Genomic DNA, 19,882 nt, shown 5'->3' on the forward strand with positions numbered 1-19,882 from the left:
CCGCGGATGGGAATCCCATCACGGTACCAAGCGTTAGACACCGTGGGAGACAGACCCCCCACGCAAGGGGGCCCTGTAGGAGGCATTTAGACATGGGCGAGCGCGCGCTTCGTGGCACCCGGCTCGGGGCAACCAGCTACGAGAACGACCGTAACACGGATCTGGCCCCGCGCCAGGAGGTGTCCTACACCTGTCCTAAGGGCCATCGCTTCGAGGTTCCGCTTGCCGCCGAGGCCGAGATCCCCGCAACCTGGGAGTGCCGCATGTGCGGCGCCACCGCGGTGCGGGTGGACGGCGAGCAGCCGGAGTCCAAGAAGACGAAGCCCCCGCGGACACACTGGGACATGCTCCTGGAGCGGCGGTCTATCGAGGATCTTGAGGAGGTGCTCAACGAGAGGCTCGCGGTACTGCGGGCCCAACGTCGTAAGAGCGCCTGACCTACTCTCACGGTGAAACCCCCGGGCTACGGCCCGGGGGTTTTGTCTTGCCCGGAATGGCGCAGGCCCATGAGTGCCGGCACACATGCCTGAGCGCCGGGCGCACATGTCATGTGCCCCGGCGCTCGCTCACGAGCCTTCAGGAGTCGCGGTCCTCGCGGATGACCTCGCCGTGCACCACCCGGCCGCCACCGCCCTGCGACGCGCCCGCTTCGGGGAAGCCGGAGGACGGCGGGAAGAGGTTCGCGTACGGCGAGGAGGCGGCCAGCTTCTTGACCCGGCGGTCGAAGAACCAGGCGCCCAGCCGGCGCATCAGCGGCCGGGTGAACGGCAGCACGCACAGGAACCCGAACACGTCGGTGAAGAACCCCGGCGTCAGCAGCAGCGCGCCGCCCACCAGGATGAGGCCGCCGTCGGCCAGCTCGCGGTCGGGCATGCGGCCGGACTGCAGCGCCTCCTGCAGCGCCCGCCAGGCCCGGCGGCCCTCCCGCCGCACCAGCCAGGCCCCCAGAAGGCTGTCGGCGATGAGCAGGGCGATGGTGGCGGGCCCGCCGATCACCGACCCGACCTGGATCAGCAGCCAGATCTCCAGGACGGGGACGACCAGGAAGGCCAGGAAGAGCAGGAGCCGCATCGTTTCCCTCGATTCCGCACACGCGCGCTACAGCAGGAACAACGCCCGGAGCCCGCCGAGCGTTCCGGCATGCCGCCCAAATCAGGGACATCCCTGAGCTAGTGGCGGGGGGCGCCCTTGAATCGCTTGGGCAGGCCGGTGACGCCCCACAGGCCGATCCGCCACAGCGCCTCGGACATGACCTTGCCGCTCATCTTGCTCTTGCCCACCGTCCGCTCCACGAACGTGATCGGCACCTCCACCACCCGCAGCCCGTTCCTGGAGGTGCGCAGGGTCAGGTCGACCTGGAAGCAGTAGCCCTGCGACTCCACCCCGGCCAGCCCCACCTTCTCCAGCGTGGCGGCCCGGTAGGCGCGGAACCCGGCGGTCGCGTCGCGTACGGGCAGGCCGAGCATCACCCGGGTGTAGATGTTGGCGCCCTTGGACAGCAGCTCCCGCCGCTGCGGCCAGTTGACCACCTTGCCGCCCGGCACGTAGCGCGAGCCGATCGCCAGGTCCGCGCCGTCGGCCAGCGCCTCCAGCAGCTTCGGCAGCTCCTCGGGCTGGTGGGAGCCGTCGGCGTCCATCTCGACCAGGACGTCGAAGCCCTCCTCCAGACCCCATCGGAACCCGGCGATGTAGGCGGCGCCGAGACCCTGCTTGCCGGGCCGGTGCAGGACGTGCACGTGGTCGTCGTCGGCGGCGAGCCCGTCGGCGATCTCGCCGGTGCCGTCGGGGCTGCTGTCGTCGGCCACGAGCACGTGGGCGTCGGGCACGGCGGCGCGCAGCCGCTCGACGATCATGGGCAGGTTGTCGCGCTCGTTGTAGGTCGGTACGACGACGAGCACCCGGCCAAGAGTCTCCATCATCCGTCGTTCCTCATCCGATCGCCTCGCCGCCTGCCACGCCATGCGGCGACTCCAACCGCCGCCGCCCCCATCACCATCAATGCCCACTCAGGAAGCGCGCCCACCCTGGTGGCGATCGTTTCCTGGGTGCGCACGGGCACCTTGACCACGTTCATGTCCGCGACAAGTTCGCGGGTCTGCCAGGAGACCTTACCGTCCGGCGTGACGTATGCCGAGATCCCGGTGGTGGCGGCGGTCACGACGGCCCTGTTGTGCTCGACGGCGCGCAGCTTGGACATGGCCAGTTGCTGCGGCGGGAGGTTGGACTCGGCGTAGGAGGCGTTGTTGGTCTGGACGACGAGCGGGGTGCCGCCCGCGCGCACCGTGCCGCGTACGGTGTCGTCGTAGGCGACCTCATAGCAGTTGACCGCGCCGATCGTGACCGGCCCCAGCTTCAGGTCGCCCGGCTGGTCGCCCGCGACGGACTGCCTGCCGACCAGGCTCGCCCGCTCCCACAGCGCCAGCACGATCTCCTTGAACGGGGTGTACTCCCCGAACGGCACGAGATGCTGCTTGTCGTAGTAGTCGCCCGCCCCCGTCACCGGATCCCACACGAGGCTCCGGGTGGCGCGGTGCTCGGCGCCGATCGCCACGACCGCCCCGACGAGCGTGGGCACGCCGACGTCCTGGACGGAGTCGTGGATGATCTGCCGGGCGGTCTCGTCGCGGTAGGGGTCGATGTCGGTGGAGTTCTCCGGCAGGACGACCAGGTCGGGCTTGGGGAGCTTGCCGTCGCGCACGGCCTGGGCGAGGCGCTTGGTCTCGTTGGCGTGGTTCTTCAGCACGACGGCGGGCTCGTCGCCGAGCGCGTACATGCCCCGGCCGGGGACGTTGCCCTGCACGATGCCGATGTTGACCGTACGGCCCTCGTCGCCGAACCTGGGCACGGCCAGCCCCAGCACGGGCACGGCCAGCGCCAGCCCGACCGGCACGGCCCTGCGCACGACGGCGGCCCGCCTGGACAGCACGGCCTGGGCGAGCAGGGCGCCGCACAGCGTGACGGCGAACGACACCAGCGGCACACCGCCGAGCGCGGCGTAGGGCGTGAACAGTGACTCACCCTGGCTGAAGGCGACGCGCGCCCACGGGAACCCGCCGATGGGCACCAGGCTGCGGGCCCACTCCATCAGCACCCACAGGCCGCCGAACCACACGGGCCATGCGGGCAGCCTGAACACGAGCGCGGCCAGGGCGGCCATGGCGGCGTAGAACAGGCTCTCGGTGCCGACCAGCATGAACCAGACGTCGTCGCCGATGGTGCGCACCCAGGCGACGGTGGGCAGCAGGAAGACGGCCGCCGACAGGTAGCCGAGCCAGGCGGCGCGCCTGGGACGGGTGCGGTAGAGGGAGGCGACGATGAGGCCGATGCCCAGGGGGGCGCACAGCCACCAGTCGAGCGGCGGGAAGGCGGTGTAGAGGGCGAGACCGCCGGCGACGGCCGCCACGACCCTGCCCAGCAGCACCCACCGCGACTCCCGCCCGGCTTCCGGTCCGGCGATCGGCCGCTCGCTACCCCGCTCCCCGCCTCCGCCCTGCGCTCCTGGACCGGAGTGCGCGTCGGAGCCGGCCGGTTCCCCGGGCTCCGTGGGAGAGGACGGCTCGCTGTGAGAGGACGCGACGGTCGCCCCGTCGGTCTCGGTTGCGGCCCCGGCTGCGGCCCCGGCGACGGCGCCGGTAGCGGTCGCGGGTTCCGGCTCCGAGGATGCTGCGGCCGCCGTGGCGGCGGTGGGCGGTGAGGTGGCCTCCGCGGGGGTGGCGGCAGGCTCGGATGGCCCGTCCGCGCGGCCCGGGCCGGGCCGGGCGGCGGGCGGTAGGCTCGTTCTCTCCTGAACCACTCCGGGGTCTCCTCGCCACCTCGCAAACGCCTGCTTGCGAAAACGCTACCGCCCCACGGCCGCGCTCGGGTCTGCACGGCACCCGGAAGATCGAAATATCGCCCCTAGAAGGCGGTAGGGGGAACGGGGCGGCAGGGTGATCCCGTGACGGAACGGGACCACCCGGCGCAGTGGCGGTCCGGCGCACGAGAGCGGGAAGAGGGCCCGGAAACCCTTCGGACCGGATCCGTCTCGTCGGCGGCGAGCTCGGAATTCCGTTGTCTACTGGGCTCCCGGACCCGTCCCGGGTCCAACCCCCCGCCCGGTTGGGGTGCCCCGACTCGACGGACCGACGGCCCTGCACCTGGCTGTGTGGACGAAGTCACGCTCCGTCACGGACGCAGGATCCGGCGATGTCAGAGACGGCCAACCGGCCAAGTCCCGTGCTGGACTGCGCAGCAAACTACCGACTCCACCTCAGATGTCAACCGTGTCCCGATCAGCAGAAACATCAAGTTTTCGCAGGTAGGACATGTTTGACCGGTGGCGCTAAAGCCGGTCAAAGCCCATTAGCGGGTGCCGGAGAGCGGCTTGGCAAGCCCTGGAGGGCCTGCGAAAGCGGCCGCCCGTGGACGACCCCGAGCCGTTGTGTCGCACGTGTGAGAGCAACATACAGGTCGCTGGGCCCTCGTGGCGACTGGGCGGCGATGAGGTCGGGCTCGGCCACGATGACCGAGTCGAACTCCAGCCCCTTGGCGTCCGTCACGCCCATCACGGCCACGGGCGCGTCCAGGGCCTCGGCTCCCCTGGCCCGGCCGGCCCCCGGCGAGACCACCACGGTGCCGGTCACGACGGCGGCGACCTCCGTGCCGAGGGTGGACAGCAGCGCGTCGGGCACCACCACGGCCACCTTGCCGCCCTCGCCGACCTCCGCCTTGGCCAGCCCTGGCAGGGCCGACAGGGGCGCCGACCACGGCTCCACGCCGAGCTCGCGGACGGAGGTGGGGGCCTTCAGCGCGGGGTCGATGGTGGCCAGGACCCGGGCGGCCACGGCCATCAGCTCCACCGGGGTGCGGTAGTTGACGGTCAGCCGCTCCTGGCGCCAGCGCCCGGCCACGTACGGGTCGAGCACCTCCTCCCACGAGCGGGCCCCGGCCGCCGAGCCGGTCTGGGCGATGTCGCCGACGATCGTCATCGACCGGGTCGGGCAGCGCCGCATGACCGCCCGCCACGCCATCGGCGACAGCTCCTGCGCCTCGTCCACGATCACGTGACCGTAGGCCCAGGTGCGGTCGGCGGCGGCGCGTTCGGCGGTGGTGAGGTAGGGGCCCTCGCCGCGCTGGCGCTCGGCCAGGCGTTCGGCGTCCATGACGTCGGACAGGCCCGTCAGCTCCAGGACCTCGCGGGCGTAGGAGAGCTCGGCCTCGCGCTCGCGTTCCTCGGCCTGGCGGGCGGCGGCCAGCTCCTCCTCGGCCTGCAGCGCGCTGGCGCGCAGCACCTGCTCGTCGATCTCGCCGAGCAGTTCGGCGGCCTCGTCGAGCAGGGGGACGTCGGACTCGGTCCACTCCCCTCCGTCGCGGCGCAGGAGCCTGCGCTCCTCGGGCGTCAGGGCGGAGGCGGCGTAGCCGAGGCGGTCGGCGGAGCCGTACAGGCCGAGCAGGAGGCGCTGCGGCGTCAGGTACGGCCACAGCCGGTTGAGCGCGGACTTGACCACCGGTTCGGTACGCAGCTCCTCGCGCAGGTCGGCCAGCTCCTCCTCGTCGATGAGCCCCTTGCCGATCTTGCGGGCCTGCTGCCTGGCCAGCGCGTTGAGCAGCGACCGGACGAACACGGCGCGGGCCTGGTTGTGCGGGCGGCGCGAGCGGGTGGCCTTGTTCCGTGCGGCGTCCAGCATGGAGCGGTCGATGGTGAGCGTGATGCGGCCGATGGTGAGCTCGATCGGCTGGCGCGGCACCTTCTGCCGGTCGCGCACGGCCTTGGCGATCACCTCGGCCATGCGCGGGTCGCCCTTGAGCGCGGCCACCTCGGACCGCTCCCTGGCACTGGCGGTCACGCCGGGGTAGAGCTCGCCGACCGTGGACAGCAGCACGTCGGTCTCGCCGAGCGAGGGCAGGACCTGCTCGATGTAGCGCAGGAAGGTGAGGTTGGGGCCGATGATGAGCACGCCGCGCCGCTCCAGGCGCTCCCTGTGGGTGTAGAGCAGGTACGCGGCCCGGTGCAGGGCCACGACCGTCTTGCCGGTGCCGGGGCCGCCCTGGACGACCAGCACGCCGTTGAGGTCGCTGCGGATGACGCGGTCCTGCTCGGACTGGATGGTGGCGACGATGTCGCGCATGCGGCCCGTGCGCCGCTCGTCGAGCGCGGCCAGCAGCGCGGCCTCGCCGTTGAGCGTGGCCCGGTCGTCGTCGGTGAGCGAGTCGAGGTCGAGCAGGTCGTCGTCCACGCCGACCACGGCGCGCCCCTTGGTCTGCAGGTGGCGGCGCCTGGTGACGCCCATCGGGGCGGCCGGGGTGGCGCGGTAGAACGGCTGCGCCACGGGGGCCCGCCAGTCGATGAGCAGGCGCCGCTGCTCGTCGTCGGTCAGGCCGAGCTTGCCGATGTACAGCCGGCCCTCGTCGACGTGATCCAGCCGTCCGAAAACCAGGCCGCGCTCGACCGCCCAGAGCCGCGCGAGGCGTAAGGCGTACATGTCGGCGAACGTGTCGCGCTCGGACCTGTTCTGCATCGTGCCGACGGCGCCCGCGGCCAGCACCTCTTTGAGCTGCCGCTGGGTACGCTCGCGCAGCGTGTCGAGGCGGTCGTACAGGCCGGTGACGTACGCCTGCTCCCTGGCGAGCTCTGTTTGACGAGTTGCCGCCTGACCATTATTGTGGTTAATGGGACACTCCGGGCCATTCTGCTTGTTGTTACGACAAACGACGACATTAGCACGCCTGTAGAGGCACCTTCATCACTTTCCCCCTTTCCCGCGTACGGTTACGTCTTGGTTTCGACCCTTGACCGCCGGGCGCGGGCCTTTTTATGGTCGTCTCAAGTTAGGAAAGTTTCCTAACCTTGCTGAAGGAGACGCCGTGAGCGGTCCGGTTCCGGGGACCCCCAGTCTGCTACGCGCCATCAATGATCGCGCCGCCCTGCAGGCCCTCCTCGAACGCGGCCCGCTGACCCGTCCCGAGATCGGCGCGCTCACCGGCCTGTCCAAGCCCACGGCGTCCCAGCTCCTGTCCCGGCTGCAGCAGGCGGGGCTGGTCGTGCTGGACGGCGTCAGGGAGGGCCTGCCGGGCCGTACGGCGGAGGTCTACCGGATCAACCCGGCGGCGGCGTACGTGGCCGCGCTCGACGTCACCCCCGACCGGATCGAGGCCAAGGTGGCCGACATCACCGGCACGGTCGTCGGCGAGCACACGCTGCCGACGCCGCGCCGGCCGCACGGCGAGCTGGTGGACCGGCTCAACGCCGCGCTGCGCGGCGCGGACCCGCCGGACAAGCTGCGCCGGGTCGTGATCGGCGTGCAGGCCGCGATCGACCCGACCACCGGCAGGCTCGGGTACGCCGCGGCCAAGGACGTGCCCGGCTGGCAGATGCCCGACCTGGTGCCGGCGCTCAGCTCGGGCCTCGGTGTCCCGGTGGACGTGGAGAACAACGTCAACCTGGTCGCGATCGCCGAGCAGGCGCACGGCGCCGCGCGCGACCACCGGGACTTCGTGCTGCTGTGGGCGGACGAGGGCATCGGCTCGGCCATCGTGCTGGGCGGGCGGATGCACCGGGGCGCCACCGGCGGCGCGGGCGAGGTGGGCTACATGCCGACCCCGGGCGCGCCGACGGCCCGCGAGGCCGGCCGCTACGCCAACCACGGCTACCAGGCGCTGACGGGCGGGCCGGCGGTGCTCAAGCTGCTGCGCTCGTACGGCGTGCGCGGCACCGACTTCCGCCACGCCGTCGCCAACGCCGTACGCGCGGCGGCCCGGACCGGGCAGAAGGCCGACGACGCCAGGGCCGGGCTGCGCGACATCGCCGCCCGCCTGGCCGTGGGCCTGGCCGCCATCACCTCGGTGATCGACCCCGGGCTGATCGTGCTGACCGGCGGCGTGGTGCTGTCGGGCGGCGAGACGCTGCGCGAGCTGGTCGAGCACGAACTGCACGCCCTGACCATCCCCCGCCCCCGTGTCCGCCTGTCGAGCGTGGACGGCAACCCCGTCCTGGCCGGCGCCCTCGATCTCGCCCTCGACGCCGTACGCGACGAGGTCTTCAGCTCCACCGTTCCGTCATGATCCATGACAGGAGGCACCCCCCGTGCGCTTCGTCCCCCTGGCGGTCGCCGCGGCACTCGCGCTGACCGCGTGCACCGCCAACCGGGAGGCCGGGCCCTCCCTCGGCGCCCAGCCCAAACCCTCAGGGTCCGCCTCGCAGGCCCTGCCGGCGGCCACGCTCGAGCTGTGGCACGGCTTCTCCACCGACGCCGAGGTCAAGGCGTTCGAGGCGGCCATCGCCGGCTTCAACAAGAAGTTCCCGCAGATCACCGTCAAGGCCGTGAAAGGCGTCCAGGACGACCAGATCACCCAGGCCATCCGCGGCGGCAAGGCGCCGGACGTGGCGGCCTCGTTCACGACCGACAACGTCGCACAATGGTGCAGGTCGGGATCGTTCCAGGACCTCACGCCCGTGATCGCGCAGGACGGCGTGGACCTGTCGGTGCTGCCGGCGGTGGCGCGCTCCTACTCGGGCTTCGAGGGCAAGCAGTGCACGCTGCCGCTGCTGGCCGACGCGTACGGCCTCTACTACAACAAGGCCCTGATGAAGGGCGAGCAGCCGCCCAAGACCCTGAGCGAGCTGACCGAGCTGGCCAAGAAGCTGACGGTCAGGGACGCCGACGGTGAGATCAAGGTGGCCGGCTTCATCCCGACCGTCCAGTACTACGAGAACAGCCCAAGCCACCTCGGCCCCATGGTCGGCGCCAAGTGGTACAACGACGACGGCACCTCGGCCATCGGCTCCGACCCCGCCTGGAAGGAGCTGCTGACCTGGCAGAAGGAGCTCGTCGACTGGTACGGCCACGACAAGCTGGAGAAGTTCCGCAAGAGCCTGGGCGACGAGTGGAGCGCCGAGCACCCGTTCTTCAAGGGCAAGGTCGCCATGATCCTCGACGGCGAGTGGCGCAACGCCATGATCGCCAATGACGCGAAGGACCTGGACTACGGCACCGCTCCCCTGCCCGTCGCCGACGACCGCCCCGAGCTGTACGGCAGCGGCTTCACCGCCGGCACCGTGATCGGCGTGCCGAAGGGCGCCAGGCACCCGCAGCACGCCTGGGAGCTGATCAAGCACCTGACCATGGACACCGGCTCCCTGGTGACCCTGTCGAACGCCCTGCGCAACGTCCCCACGACGAAGGCGTCGATGGAGTCCCCGGACCTCGCCAAAGACGCAAATTTCACGACCTTCCTGGACATCTTCGCCCACCCGAAGACCTCGACCCTGCCCGCCAGCGTCAACAGCGTCTTCAACCAGGAGGCCTTCGCCACCTTCATCGCCAAGTGGGAGAAGGGCGACGTGCCGGACCTGGACGCCGGCCTGAAGGACGTGGACAAGCAGATCAACGACAAGCTGAAGCTGTCCGGAGGCTGACCGGTGGCCACCCTGACTCCCGCGCCGCCGCCCGCTCCGGCCCCCGCGCCGGTGTGGCGGCGGCGCGGGGAGGGCCCGCGCGCCCTCCTCTGGCTGTCGCCGTGGCTGGTCGGCGTGTCGATCTTCTTCGTCTACCCGCTGCTGTCCACGGTGTACTTCTCCTTCCACCGCTACGACATGTACACCCTCGAGTTCGTCGGCCTGGCCAACTACCGCTACCTGCTCCAGGACCCCAGGGTGCTCACCTCGGCGGGGAACACGCTGTGGCTGGTGCTCGTCATGGTCCCGGCCACCGTGCTGTTCTCGCTGGGCCTGGCCCAGCTCGTGATCAGGCTGAAGGCCGGCTCCGGGTTCTTCCGGACGATCTTCTACCTGCCCTCGCTGGTGCCGGTGACCGCGGGCACGATCACGTTCGTGTTCCTGCTGAACCCGTCCACCGGGCCGTGGAACCAGTTCCTGGCCCTGTTCGGGATCGACGGCCCCGACTGGTTCGGCGACCCGGCCTGGTCCAAGCCCAGCCTGACGCTGCTGTCGCTGTGGAGCTGCGGCCAGCTCGCCGTGATCTTCATGGCGGCGCTGCTCGACGTGCCCCGGCACCTGTACGAGGCCGCGGCCATCGACGGCGCGGGCGCCTGGCGGCAGTTCCGCAGCGTGACGCTCCCGGTGATCGCGCCCGTGCTGATGTTCGCCCTGGTCACGAACATCATCTACGCCCTGCAGTACTTCGCGCAGGCGATGATCGCCTCCCGGGTGGCCTCGGGCGCGACCGACTCGCCGGGCAGCTCGTTCTCCCCCGGCTACCCGGACGAGTCGCTGCTCACGCTGCCGCAGTGGCTGTTCCAGGCCGGGTTCCGCGACTACTCCATGGGGTACGCGTCCGTGCTCGCGCTGCTCCTGTTCGGCACCGCGATGATCTTCACGCTGATCCTGCTGCGGCAGTTCCGCCGGGCCGAGGAGGGCTCATGAGCGCCACCGTCACCGCGCCGCGCCGCGTCCTCGCGCCGAGCGCCCGCCGCGACGGGACCAGGGCGCGCAGGCGGCGGGTGCTGCTGTGGATCGCCACGCACGCGCTGGCCATCGCGCTGGCGCTGATGTTCCTGGCGCCGGTGGTGTTCATCGCGCTGACCGCGCTGATGACCGACGAGCAGGCGCTGACCAGCGACCTGTGGCCGCGCACCTGGAGCTGGGCGAACTTCGCCGAGGTGTTCGAGAAGTCCCTGCTGCTGCGGTGGGCTGGCAACACGCTCATGTACGCGGCGCTCGGGACGCTGTTCACCGTGGTGTCGTCGGTGCCGGTGGCCTACGCGCTGGCCCGGTTCCGCTTCCGGGGGCGGCGGGCGGCGTTCCTGCTGGTCGTCACCGCCATGATGCTGCCGCCGCAGGTCGTGGCGGTGCCGATCTACCTGGTGTGGGCGCGGCTGGGGCTGACCGACAGCCTGTGGCCGCTGATCCTGCCGATGCTGCTCGGCGACGCGTTCTCGATCTTCCTGTTGCGGCAGTTCCTCGTCACGATCCCGCGCGACTACACCGACGCGGCGAAGGTGGACGGCTGCTCCGACTTCAGGACGCTGATCAGGGTGATCCTGCCGATGGCCCGCCCGGCGGTCGCGGCGGTGGCCCTGTTCCAGTTCTTCTACTGCTGGAACGACTACTACGGGCCGCTGCTGTACGCCGGGGTCGAGCAGGAGAACCTGACGCTGTCGCTCGGCCTGGCCACGTTCAAGGCGTTCCACAGCGTGCAGTGGAACCTCACCATGGCGGCCACGCTGCTGGTGACCGCGCCTGTGATCATCGTGTTCTTCCTCGCCCAGCGGGTCTTCATCGAGGGCGTTACTTTGACGGGAGTGAAGGGTTGAGACTCGCGGTGGTCGGGGGCGGCTCGACGTACACGCCGGAGCTGGTCGACGGGATCGCGCGGCTGCGCGACGAGCTGCCGGTGACGGAGCTGGCCCTGATCGATCCGGACGCCGGGCGGCTGGAGCTGGTGGCGGGGGTGTCGCGGCGCATGCTGGCGCACGCGGGGCACCCGGCGCGCGTGCTGGCCACCTCCTCCGTCGCGGAGGGGGTGGCCGGGGCGGCGGCGGTGCTGATCCAGCTCAGGGTCGGCGGGCAGGCGGCCCGCGAGGTCGACGAGACGCTGCCGCTGCGGTGCGGCTGCGTGGGGCAGGAGACGACGGGCGCGGGCGGGCTGGCCAAGGCGCTGCGCACGGTGCCGGTGGTGCTGGAGATCGCCTCGACGGTGCGCGAGGTGGCCCCCGAGGCGTGGATCGTGGACTTCACGAACCCGGTCGGCATCGTCACCAGGGCGCTGCTCGACGCCGGGCACCGCGCCATCGGGCTGTGCAACGTGGCGATCGGCTTCCAGCGCCGCTTCGCCGCGGCCCTGGGCGTCGACCCCGCGCGGGTCTCGCTCGGCCACGTCGGGCTCAACCACCTGACCTGGGAGCGGGCGGTCCACCTCGACGGCGAGGACGTCCTGCCCGCGCTGCTGCGCGAGCACGGCGAGGAGATCGCCGGCAGCCTGGGGCTGCGGCCGGAGCTGCTGCGCCGGCTCGGCACGATCCCCTCCTACTACCTGCGCTACTTCTACGCCCACGACGCGGTGGTGCGCGAGCAGCGCTCGAAGCCGTCGCGGGCGGCCGAGGTGGCGGCGATGGAGGCGCGGCTGCTGGAGCTGTACGCCGACCCCGGCGTGGTGACCAAGCCGGAGCTGCTGGCGCAGCGGGGCGGGGCGTTCTACTCGGAGGCGGCGGTGGCGCTGGTCGCCTCGCTGCTCGGCGACCGGGGCGACACGCAGGTGGTGAACGTGCGCAACGCCGGCACGCTGCCGTTCCTCGGCGACGAGGCGGTGATCGAAGTGCCCGCGGCCGTCACCGCCACCGGGGCCGCGCCGCTGCCGGTGCCGCCCGTGGAGCCGCTGTACGCGGGGCTGATCGCGCACGTGTCGGCGTACGAGACGCTCGCCCTGGAGGCGGCCCTGCACGGCGGCGCGGACCGGGTGCGGGACGCGCTGCTCGCCCATCCGCTCGTCGGGCAGGACGAGACCGCCGAGGAGCTGGCGGGGCTGCTGCTGGAGGCCAACCGGGCGCACCTGCCGTGGACGGTGGGCTAGTGGCGCGCGCCCGGCTCGTGCTGGCCGTGGACGGCGGCAACAGCAAGACCGACGTGGTGGTGGTTTCGGAGCACGGGGAGGTGCTCGCCACGGGCCGCGCGGGGCCGTTCACGCCGCAGCGGGACGGCGTGGCGGCGGCGGTGGACGTGGTGGCGGCGGCCCTCACCACCCTGCCCGTCGACGGACTGCCCATGGACGGCTTCGACCACATGTCCGCCTGCCTGGCCGGCGCGGACCTGCCGGTCGAGGAGGAGGCGCTGGCCCGGGAGTTCGCCGCCCGGGGGTTCGCGGCGGACGTGGTGGTGCGCAACGACACGTTCGCGCTGCTGCGGGCCGGCGCGTCGGCGCCGTGGGGGGTGGCCGTGGTGTGCGGGGCGGGCATCAACGCGGTCGGCGTCTCCCCCGGCGGCACGGTGGCCCGCTTCCCGGCGCTGGGCCGCATCAGCGGCGACTGGGGCGGCGGGCAGAGCCTGGCGGAGGAGGCGCTGTGGCACGCCGCGCGCGCCGAGGACGGCCGGGGCGAGCCGACCGCGCTGACCGGCGTGGTCACCGCTCACTTCGGCACGGCGACGGTCGAGGAGCTCGTGCTGGCCCTGCACTTCGGCCGGGTGCCGGAGGACCGCCTGCACGAGCTGTCCCCCGGCGTGCTGGCGGCGGCCGGTGACGGCGACGCGGTGGCCGGGGCGCTGGTGGCGCGGCAGGCGGAGGAGGTGACGGTGATGGCGCAGGTGTGCCTGCGCCGGCTCGGCCTGCTGGAGACGCCGGTGGAGGTGGTGCTGGGCGGTGGCCTGCTGACCGCCCGGGACCCGCTGCTGACCTCGCTGCTGGACGCGGGCTTCGCGCTGCGGGCGCCGCGGGCCAAGATCGTGGTGGCGGACCTGCCGCCGGTCATGGGGGCGGCGCTGCTCGGCCTGGAGCGGCTGGGAGCCTCCGAGGCGGCCAAGGCGCGCCTGCGCGGCCACTACGAGCCGCCGCCCCCGCGATGACCAGCGCCGCGGCCAGCGCGTACGCCGGAGTGCCCGCCCCCGGAACCAGGTACGCCGCCGCGCCCGCCAGCGGGACCCCGAGCCACTCCCAGCGGCCGTCGAGGGCCACCAGGGCGACGACCAGCAGCGCGTACCAGGAGTAGCCGGGGGTGAGCAGCAGCAGGGCCGAGCCGGTCAGCAGCAGGGCGCCGCGTTCGGGGCGGTCGGGGTCGCCGTGCCGCAGGACGTGGAACAGCAGCGCCGCCAGGACGGCCAGGACCGCCGGCAGGGCCCAGGAGTCGGGCAGGAGCCAGCGCACCAGGCCGTACCGGTCGCGAGCGCCGGCCTCGTCGTAGCCCTCCTCGGCCAGGTACCCGGACAGGTAGCCGAGCACGGAGGAGCGGGAGGCGAGCACGTACGGGAGGTAGGCGGCGGCGACGAGCAGGACGGCGGGCAGGAGCGTGCGGAGCGCCCGCCGCGCCCCCTCCCGGCCGGCCAGGGCCCCCGACAGCGCGCCGGGCAGCGCCACGGCGGGGACGAGCTTGATCGCGACCGCTGCCCCGAGCAGCAGGCCCCGCCCTGCCACGGCGCCCCTGGGGACGGCGCCGAGGGCGAGGACGACGGCGGCCACGGCGAGCAGGTCCACGTGCGCGTTGTTGACCGCCTCCATGGGCACGGCCGGGCACCACGCCCAGCACGCCGCCCAGTACACCGCGCGGTTCGCCGCCCGGCGGCGCAGCACGACCAGCACGACCAGCACCCCCGCCGCCACCAGCGCCCCCGCGACCTGCAGCGGCGCGTGCCTGGCCCCCTCGGGCGAGAGCCGGTCCACCAGCAGGAAGTACGCCTCCGCCAGCGGGGGATAGATCGTGTGCACGCCGGGCCGGTTGATCCGCGTGCACGTGTCCCCTTCGACCGGGTAGAAGTGACCCTCGGAGCAGGCGGGGAACAGCCAGGGGTCGCGCAGGGCGGCCAGGGCCGGGTCGGCCGGGGCGTGGTCGTAGGGGGACAGGCCGGCCGACTGGACGCGGCCGTCCCAGGCGTACCGGTAGGAGTCGGTGCTGGTCGCGGGCGGCCCGAGGAGCCCGGTGGCGATCACGGCCAGGCCGCCCGCCAGCACCAGCCGGCCGGCCGCCGGGCCGGGCACGCCGCGCAGGGCCCACACGGCGGCCGCGAACAGCGCCCAGGCGGCGCCGTACCACCAGGGCAGGCCCGCCGGGGCCGCGCGGAAGATCGCGGCCAGGACGGCCACCTGAGCGGCGAGCAGGGCGGCGGCGAGGAGCGTACGGCGGCTCATGGGGTGCAGCGTGGCACCGGAGCCGGCCCCCGGGGTGCGTCCGGGGGCATCCGTCCGCATTTCGTAAGGGCTTGACGCGGCCGGTCAGGCGCTGTCGGGGCCGGGGGCGGGCTCGCTGGTGACGTCGGGGGAACGGTGCTCGTAGGGGGTGCTCAGGACGACCGTGGTGCGGGTCGAGACGTTGGCCGAGGCGCGGATCTGCTGCAGGAGGTCCTCCAGCGCCACCGGCGAGGCCACCCGGACCTTGAGGATGTAGCTCTCGTCGCCGGCCACGCTGTGGCACGCCTCGATGGCGGCCAGGTGGGCCAGCCGCTCGGGGGCGTCGTCGGGCGCGGCGGGGTCGATCGGCTTGATCGACACGAACGCGGTCAGCGGCAGCCCCACGGCGTCGTGGTCGATGATCGCGGCGTAGCCGCGGACGACTCCCCGCTTCTCCAGGCGGCGTACGCGCTGGTGCACCGCTGAGACCGAGAGCCCGGTCTCCCTGGCCAGGTCGGTGAAGCTCATGCGGCCGTCATGGGCCAGCAACGTGACGATCCGGCGGTCGATCTCCTCCATCGGTCAAAGGTAGCCGGTGGTGGTCACGACATGGTCCCGACCGGGGTGACCCCTCTGCGCATCGCGTGCTCGACGAGCGTGATGAGCACCTCCCTGCCGGAGTCGCGGCGGCGGGCGTCGCAGCGCACGATGGGGATGTCCGGCTCCAGGCCGATCGCCGAGCGCACCTCGCCGACGGTGAACGGCGTGGTGCCCTCGAAGCAGTTGAGCGCCACGATGAACGGCTGGCCGCGCTTCTCGAAATAGTCGACGGCCGGGAAGCAGTCGTCCAGGCGGCGGGTGTCGGCCAGCACCACGGCGCCCAGCGCGCCCATGGCCAGCTCGTCCCAGACGAACCAGAACCGCTCCTGGCCCGGGGTGCCGAACAGGTAGAGCATGTAGTCGTTACGGATGGTGATGCGGCCGAAGTCCATGGCCACGGTGGTGGTGAGCTTGCGCTCCACGCCCGACAGGTCGTCGATGTGCGTGCCCACCTGGGTGAGCGCCTCTTCCGTGCGAAGAGGCCGGGTCTCGGACACGGCGCCGACCATGGTGGTCTTGCCCGCGCCGAATCCACCCGCGATCAAAATCTTGATCGCGGTCGGCAGCCGCCAACGGTCTGTGCGACCGAATTCCATCCAGCACCGCCCGTACATATCCCGCGCATGCGTGACCCCACCCCTGAGGTGCCGTGGTCAGTGGTACCTGTTAAGGCGCGTTGAGGAGATCGATCCACATGCCTGGCAACGAGACACCCTAGCAACGCCACATTTTCCACTCAAGCCGCAAACTTTTACAAGAAACAAAATGTCACGTTTTGTTGCATCGAGCCCCGATATTCGCCGATCTAACAAGTCAAGAGTCAAGATTGTCTGTCATGGAATCAGACGAGGCCGTTACGTGGCCCGATCGTAGCCCGAAACATCGGTGAATCCGGCACTGAAACCGATCTGTCTTCGCAGGTAGGCGGCCGTACGGGGACTGTGCTCGGCCACCGGGCCGATGAGGTCCTCGGCCTCGCGCGCCAGCTCCGCCATGGCCGCGGCCACGTCGGCGCGGTCCACGCCCAGCGCCAGCACGTTGAGGTCGCCCCAGCTCAGGTCCCGGCGATAGGTGGCCATGTCGCCGAGCAGGTGCAGATAGCGCTGCACCTGCCGGCTGACGCCCCACAGCTCCTCCAGATGGGCCTTCGCCCAGTCGTCGGCCGTGTAGATCCAGTGCGAGAGGTCCACGAAGCACGAGCCCCGGCTGTCGGCGTTGTCGACGTAGCGGGCCAGCGTCGGCAGGGCGTGGGTCTCCCGCCACACCCAGGCCGTGGTCATGCCCAGCAACATCTTCGCGAGCTGGTCGCGCCAGATCCAGCGCAGGTCGCCGAACTCCTTGACGGTGGCCAGCTCGTCGCGCAGGTCCGCGAGGAACCGGGTGACCGCCGAGCGCGGCACGGCCCCCTCGGCGACGGACAGGCACTCGCGGGTCAGGCGGTTGACCTGCTCGCGGGTGGTCGCGGTGTGGTCGACGAGCCGGTCCACGGCCATGACCCACAGGGCGGCCCGGTTGACCACCTTCAGCCGGGCCGCGCCGGCCCAGGGGGCGCTGAAGGCGTTGGAGAGGGTCAGGCCGTTGACGAGGTCGGCACCGAAGGCCGCGACGGGGAACAGCCCGGTGTACATCTGGGCGCACCGCCGCAGGTCCCTGCCGCACTCCGCGGCCAGCGCGCACGTCCTGCCGAGCTCGAACGCCTGCTCCAGCTCGTCGTCCCGCACCCTAGGGCCGCTCGATCGGCTCGCGGATCATGGGCGACGACCCCCAATACCCGGATATACACCTGTAGGGGAATTGTTTCATGATCACGAGCTCCCGATCAAGGTATCAGCAGCCTGGCCGATCAGCCTGCTCCGCTGCCCGGGAACGACACCTCCCCGGGCAGCGGGCCGTCATGACGCCCGGCCGCAGGCGGCGAGCTTGGTGGTCAGCGCCACTCGCGAGCTGATCCCGAGCTTGGTGTAGATCTTGCCGATGTGGTACTCGACGGTCTTGACGCTGATGAGCAGCTCCCTGGCGATCTGCCGGTTCGTCAGGCCCCCGGCCACCAGCGTGGCGGTGCTGAGCTCCTGCGGCGTGAGCCCGAGCCGTACGGTGGCGGGCGGCTCCAGCCCGCACGCCTCCAGCTCGTGGGCGCACCGCTCGGCCGGCGGGCGCGCCCCCAGCCGCTCGAAGATGGCGCGCGCCGCCCCGAGCCGCTCGGCCGCCGCCCGGCGCCGCCCGGTGCGGCGCAGCAACCGGCCCAGGTCGAGCAGCACCCGCGCCTCCTCCAGGGGGCACACCCCCGACTCCACCAGCGCCAGCGCGCCGGCGAACCGCTCCTCGGCCTGGGTTGGAACGTTCCTCGCGGCCACCAGCAGCCCCGCCAGCCGCAGCCGCTCGGCCCGGGCGCGCACCCCGGGCCCGCCCTCGCCGTACGCCGCCAGCGCCCGCTCGGCCTCCTCCAGCCGCCCGTCGGCGACCAGCGCCTCGATCCTGGCGGGCCCCGGGTCCGGCACGAACGGGTCCCCTTCCCCGTCCGGCACCTCGCCCGCGCCCAGCAGCGCCATGGCCAGCCCGGCCTGCCGCTCCCCCATGGCGTGCCGCATCCCCCGGGCGGCGGTCCCGGCGGCCATGGCGTGCGCCAGGGCCCGTTCACGATCCCCGCGGGCGGCCAGGGGCGCCACGCACGCCGCCTCCAGGCACGGCAGCAGCCACCGCTGCCCGAGCGCCGTCGCCTCGGCCAGGGCGCCCTCCGCGTGCGCCACGGCCTCGTCCCAGCGCGCCAGGGCGTGCTCGGCCGCGGCCAGCAGCCCGGTGGCCAGCAGCCGCTGCTGCGGCAGCCCCGCGGCGGCCACGGCCCGCTTGAGCACGGCACACGCCTGGCCCGCCTCGTCGCGTGCCAGGTGCCCCACAGCCGCGGCGAGACCGCCGGCCGGCGTGCCGGCGCCGGGTGCCCCGCCCAGCGCCAGCACGTCCCACGGCCTGGCGACCGCGCCCTGGATGGGCTGCTCGATCGCCAGACGGGCCCAGTGCGCCGCCGCCGTGCGGTCCCCCGTGACCAGGTGCAGCCAGGCCAGCTGCTCGGCCACGTCGGCGGCCGATCCGGGCTCGGTGTGCCGCCACGCCTCGGCCAGCAGCTCGGACGCCTCCTCGAAGCGCCCGGCGGCCAGCGCGAGCCGTCCCAGCACATACCGGCGCACCGGGCGCGGGTCGGCGTTGCGTGCCGCGGCGAGCCTGGACGCGCGGAGCACGTCGCCCCCGATGAGGACGTGTTCCAGCACGGCCGTACGCAGCTCGTCGCGGCGCGCCGTCGACTCGGTGAGCCCGGCGGCCAGGTCGAGATGGGCGGCGGCCTCCTGCCACAGCCCGTGTTGCGCGGCCTTGGCGGCGAACCTGGCCAGCTCCTCCGCCAGCGGCTCGTCCGGCCCGCCCGCCGCGGCGGCCCGGTGCCGCAGCGCCGCGCCGTCGTCCTCGGTCAGCCGGGAGGCGGCCAGGTGCATCCGCGCCCGCGCGCCCGCGCCGATCCCGTCGTACGCGGCGGCCCGCGCCAGCGGCTCGGGGAGGTCGACCAGGCGGCCGGGCAGCTCGCGCAGCAGCCCGGCGGCGACGGCCTCCTCCAGGGCGTTCAGCGGCTCGTCGATCCCCGTGGCGACGGCCGCGGCCACGTGCAGCGGGCAGTTCCCGCCCAGGACGGCGCACGCCGCCACCAGCCGCCTGGCGGGCGGAGCACAGGCGTGCAGGCGGCGGGCGAAGGGCCGCTGGTACGTCCCCGGTGCCGGCAGCCGCGCGCTGTCGTCGTCCAGGACCGCCGGCGGCAGCGCGGCCAGCAGGGCACGGGCGTGCAGCGGGCTGCCCAGGGTGTGCCGGCGCAGCCGTGCGGCGGCCGCCTCGCCGAGCGTGACGCCCAGTTCGGGGCCGGTGGCGAGTTCGGCCAGCTCGGCCGCGCTCAGGCCGCCCAGCGCGATGCGCAGGGTGCCGTCACCGGTCAGCAGCCGCCGCAGGCCCTCCGGCAGCCACGGGTCGGCGAGGTCGCGGCAGGCCACCAGGACCAGCACCCGGCCCGCCCGTACCCGCCGCAGGACGTAGCTCAGGGCCCGCAACGACGCCCGGTCCGCCCACTGGGCGTCGTCGACCACCACCGCCAGCACCTCCCCGGCCGGCAGCCCCGCGACGAGGTCACAGGCCGCCTGCCCGGCCACGCACGCGTCCGGCTCCCCCGCCGCCGGCCGCTCGGCTGCCCCCAGGCCCAGCAGCGCCGCCTCCCGCATGAGCTCCCGCATGACCCCCAGCCGGAGCTCCCGCTCGCTCTCCTCGCCGCTGACGGCCAGCACCCGCACGCCCGCCTCCCCGCCGAGCGCGTGGTGGATGAACGCGGTCTTGCCGATCCCCTCCGGACCTTCGACCGCCACCCTCCTGGCGGACCCCCCACCCGCCGCGCGCAGCTCCGCGCGCAGAAGGGCGAGCTCCTCCGTCCTGCCGACGTACATGCGCACTCCCTCCGCCGCCCTCGCCCATCCCAGAGCCGCGGCACCGATGCCTGATACACCGCACAC

General features: G+C 72.8%; 16 protein-coding genes. 7 read left to right on the forward strand and 9 right to left on the reverse strand.

Annotation, left to right across the window (positions count from 1 at the left end; genetic code table 11):
• Nucleotides 1-92: 92 nt before the first annotated feature.
• A complete protein-coding gene (locus ACBJ59_RS00985; protein WP_043625492.1) occupies nucleotides 93-437 on the forward strand; it encodes an RNA polymerase-binding protein RbpA in 345 nt (114 codons plus the stop codon).
• A 139-nt stretch (nucleotides 438-576) separates the two neighbouring features.
• On the opposite strand, the gene ACBJ59_RS00990 is transcribed toward ACBJ59_RS00985, so the two are convergent.
• From ACBJ59_RS00990 to ACBJ59_RS01005, 4 genes are all read right to left on the reverse strand, one after another.
• The gene (locus tag ACBJ59_RS00990) at nucleotides 577-1,071 is read right to left on the reverse strand and encodes an FxsA family protein (RefSeq protein WP_364136031.1); all 495 of its coding nucleotides are present in this window, start codon (nucleotides 1,069-1,071) and stop codon (nucleotides 577-579) included.
• A 98-nt stretch (nucleotides 1,072-1,169) separates the two neighbouring features.
• The gene (locus tag ACBJ59_RS00995) at nucleotides 1,170-1,919 is read right to left on the reverse strand and encodes a polyprenol monophosphomannose synthase (RefSeq protein WP_375108258.1); all 750 of its coding nucleotides are present in this window, start codon (nucleotides 1,917-1,919) and stop codon (nucleotides 1,170-1,172) included.
• On the reverse strand, nucleotides 1,916-3,421 hold the full coding sequence (gene lnt, locus ACBJ59_RS01000; RefSeq protein ID WP_375108259.1) for an apolipoprotein N-acyltransferase: 1,506 nt from the start codon (nucleotides 3,419-3,421) through the stop codon (nucleotides 1,916-1,918). The genes ACBJ59_RS00995 and lnt overlap by 4 nt, the downstream gene beginning before the upstream one ends.
• Nucleotides 3,422-4,331: 910 nt before the next feature.
• Nucleotides 4,332-6,497, reverse strand: coding sequence for a HelD family protein (locus tag ACBJ59_RS01005; RefSeq protein ID WP_375108260.1), 2,166 nt, complete (start codon nucleotides 6,495-6,497; stop codon nucleotides 4,332-4,334).
• 346 nt (nucleotides 6,498-6,843) lie between these two features.
• Between ACBJ59_RS01005 and ACBJ59_RS01010 the strand changes: the two genes are divergently transcribed.
• The 6 genes from ACBJ59_RS01010 to ACBJ59_RS01035 are packed head-to-tail and all read left to right on the forward strand — an operon-like array spanning nucleotide 6,844 to nucleotide 13,492.
• Nucleotides 6,844-8,040, forward strand: coding sequence for an ROK family protein (locus ACBJ59_RS01010; protein WP_375108261.1), 1,197 nt, complete (start codon nucleotides 6,844-6,846; stop codon nucleotides 8,038-8,040).
• Nucleotides 8,041-8,062: 22 nt separating this feature from the next.
• Entirely contained in the window at nucleotides 8,063-9,394 is a 1,332-nt protein-coding gene (locus ACBJ59_RS01015) for an ABC transporter substrate-binding protein (protein ID WP_375108262.1), read from the forward strand.
• 3 nt (nucleotides 9,395-9,397) lie between these two features.
• Complete coding sequence (locus ACBJ59_RS01020) at nucleotides 9,398-10,360, forward strand: carbohydrate ABC transporter permease (protein WP_375108263.1); 963 nt, start codon at nucleotides 9,398-9,400, stop codon at nucleotides 10,358-10,360.
• Entirely contained in the window at nucleotides 10,357-11,250 is an 894-nt protein-coding gene (locus tag ACBJ59_RS01025) for a carbohydrate ABC transporter permease (RefSeq protein ID WP_375108264.1), read from the forward strand. The genes ACBJ59_RS01020 and ACBJ59_RS01025 overlap by 4 nt, the downstream gene beginning before the upstream one ends.
• Nucleotides 11,247-12,506, forward strand: a complete 1,260-nt coding sequence (locus tag ACBJ59_RS01030; protein ID WP_375108265.1) for a 6-phospho-beta-glucosidase — start codon at nucleotides 11,247-11,249, stop codon at nucleotides 12,504-12,506. The genes ACBJ59_RS01025 and ACBJ59_RS01030 overlap by 4 nt, the downstream gene beginning before the upstream one ends.
• Entirely contained in the window at nucleotides 12,506-13,492 is a 987-nt protein-coding gene (locus ACBJ59_RS01035) for an N-acetylglucosamine kinase (protein ID WP_375108266.1), read from the forward strand. The genes ACBJ59_RS01030 and ACBJ59_RS01035 overlap by 1 nt, the downstream gene beginning before the upstream one ends.
• Here ACBJ59_RS01035 and ACBJ59_RS01040 read toward each other — a convergent pair.
• The 5 genes from ACBJ59_RS01040 to ACBJ59_RS01060 all read right to left on the reverse strand — a co-directional run bounded on the left by ACBJ59_RS01040 (nucleotide 13,395) and on the right by ACBJ59_RS01060 (nucleotide 19,816).
• Nucleotides 13,395-14,768, reverse strand: coding sequence for a glycosyltransferase 87 family protein (locus ACBJ59_RS01040; RefSeq protein ID WP_375108267.1), 1,374 nt, complete (start codon nucleotides 14,766-14,768; stop codon nucleotides 13,395-13,397). The two genes, ACBJ59_RS01035 and ACBJ59_RS01040, sit on opposite strands and share 98 nt — an antisense overlap.
• A gap of 84 nt (nucleotides 14,769-14,852) precedes the next feature.
• A complete protein-coding gene (locus ACBJ59_RS01045; protein ID WP_375108268.1) occupies nucleotides 14,853-15,326 on the reverse strand; it encodes an Lrp/AsnC family transcriptional regulator in 474 nt (157 codons plus the stop codon).
• A 23-nt stretch (nucleotides 15,327-15,349) separates the two neighbouring features.
• Complete coding sequence (locus tag ACBJ59_RS01050; RefSeq protein WP_364136067.1) at nucleotides 15,350-15,943, reverse strand: ATP/GTP-binding protein; 594 nt, start codon at nucleotides 15,941-15,943, stop codon at nucleotides 15,350-15,352.
• A 258-nt stretch (nucleotides 15,944-16,201) separates the two neighbouring features.
• Complete coding sequence (locus ACBJ59_RS01055; RefSeq protein WP_375108269.1) at nucleotides 16,202-17,068, reverse strand: terpene synthase family protein; 867 nt, start codon at nucleotides 17,066-17,068, stop codon at nucleotides 16,202-16,204.
• 171 nt (nucleotides 17,069-17,239) lie between these two features.
• Nucleotides 17,240-19,816 carry a LuxR C-terminal-related transcriptional regulator gene (locus ACBJ59_RS01060; protein ID WP_375108270.1) on the reverse strand — a complete coding sequence of 859 codons (2,577 nt, stop codon included), beginning with the start codon at nucleotides 19,814-19,816 and terminating at the stop codon, nucleotides 17,240-17,242.
• Nucleotides 19,817-19,882: the final 66 nt, after the last annotated feature.

It is taken from the genome of Nonomuraea sp. MTCD27, assembly GCF_041950495.1.
Taxonomy (GTDB): Bacteria; Actinomycetota; Actinomycetes; order Streptosporangiales; family Streptosporangiaceae; genus Nonomuraea.

Coding starts and splice junctions, on each gene's coding strand:
- ACBJ59_RS00985 (WP_043625492.1), top strand. CDS start 93: ATGGGCGAGCGCGCGCTTCGTGGCACCCGGCTCGGGGCAACCAGCTAC.
- ACBJ59_RS00990 (WP_364136031.1), bottom strand. CDS start 1,071: ATGCGGCTCCTGCTCTTCCTGGCCTTCCTGGTCGTCCCCGTCCTGGAG.
- ACBJ59_RS00995 (WP_375108258.1), bottom strand. CDS start 1,919: ATGATGGAGACTCTTGGCCGGGTGCTCGTCGTCGTACCGACCTACAAC.
- ACBJ59_RS01005 (WP_375108260.1), bottom strand. CDS start 6,497: ATGCAGAACAGGTCCGAGCGCGACACGTTCGCCGACATGTACGCCTTA.
- ACBJ59_RS01025 (WP_375108264.1), top strand. CDS start 10,357: ATGAGCGCCACCGTCACCGCGCCGCGCCGCGTCCTCGCGCCGAGCGCC.
- ACBJ59_RS01040 (WP_375108267.1), bottom strand. CDS start 14,768: ATGAGCCGCCGTACGCTCCTCGCCGCCGCCCTGCTCGCCGCTCAGGTG.
- ACBJ59_RS01045 (WP_375108268.1), bottom strand. CDS start 15,326: ATGGAGGAGATCGACCGCCGGATCGTCACGTTGCTGGCCCATGACGGC.
- ACBJ59_RS01050 (WP_364136067.1), bottom strand. CDS start 15,943: ATGGAATTCGGTCGCACAGACCGTTGGCGGCTGCCGACCGCGATCAAG.
- ACBJ59_RS01060 (WP_375108270.1), bottom strand. CDS start 19,816: ATGTACGTCGGCAGGACGGAGGAGCTCGCCCTTCTGCGCGCGGAGCTG.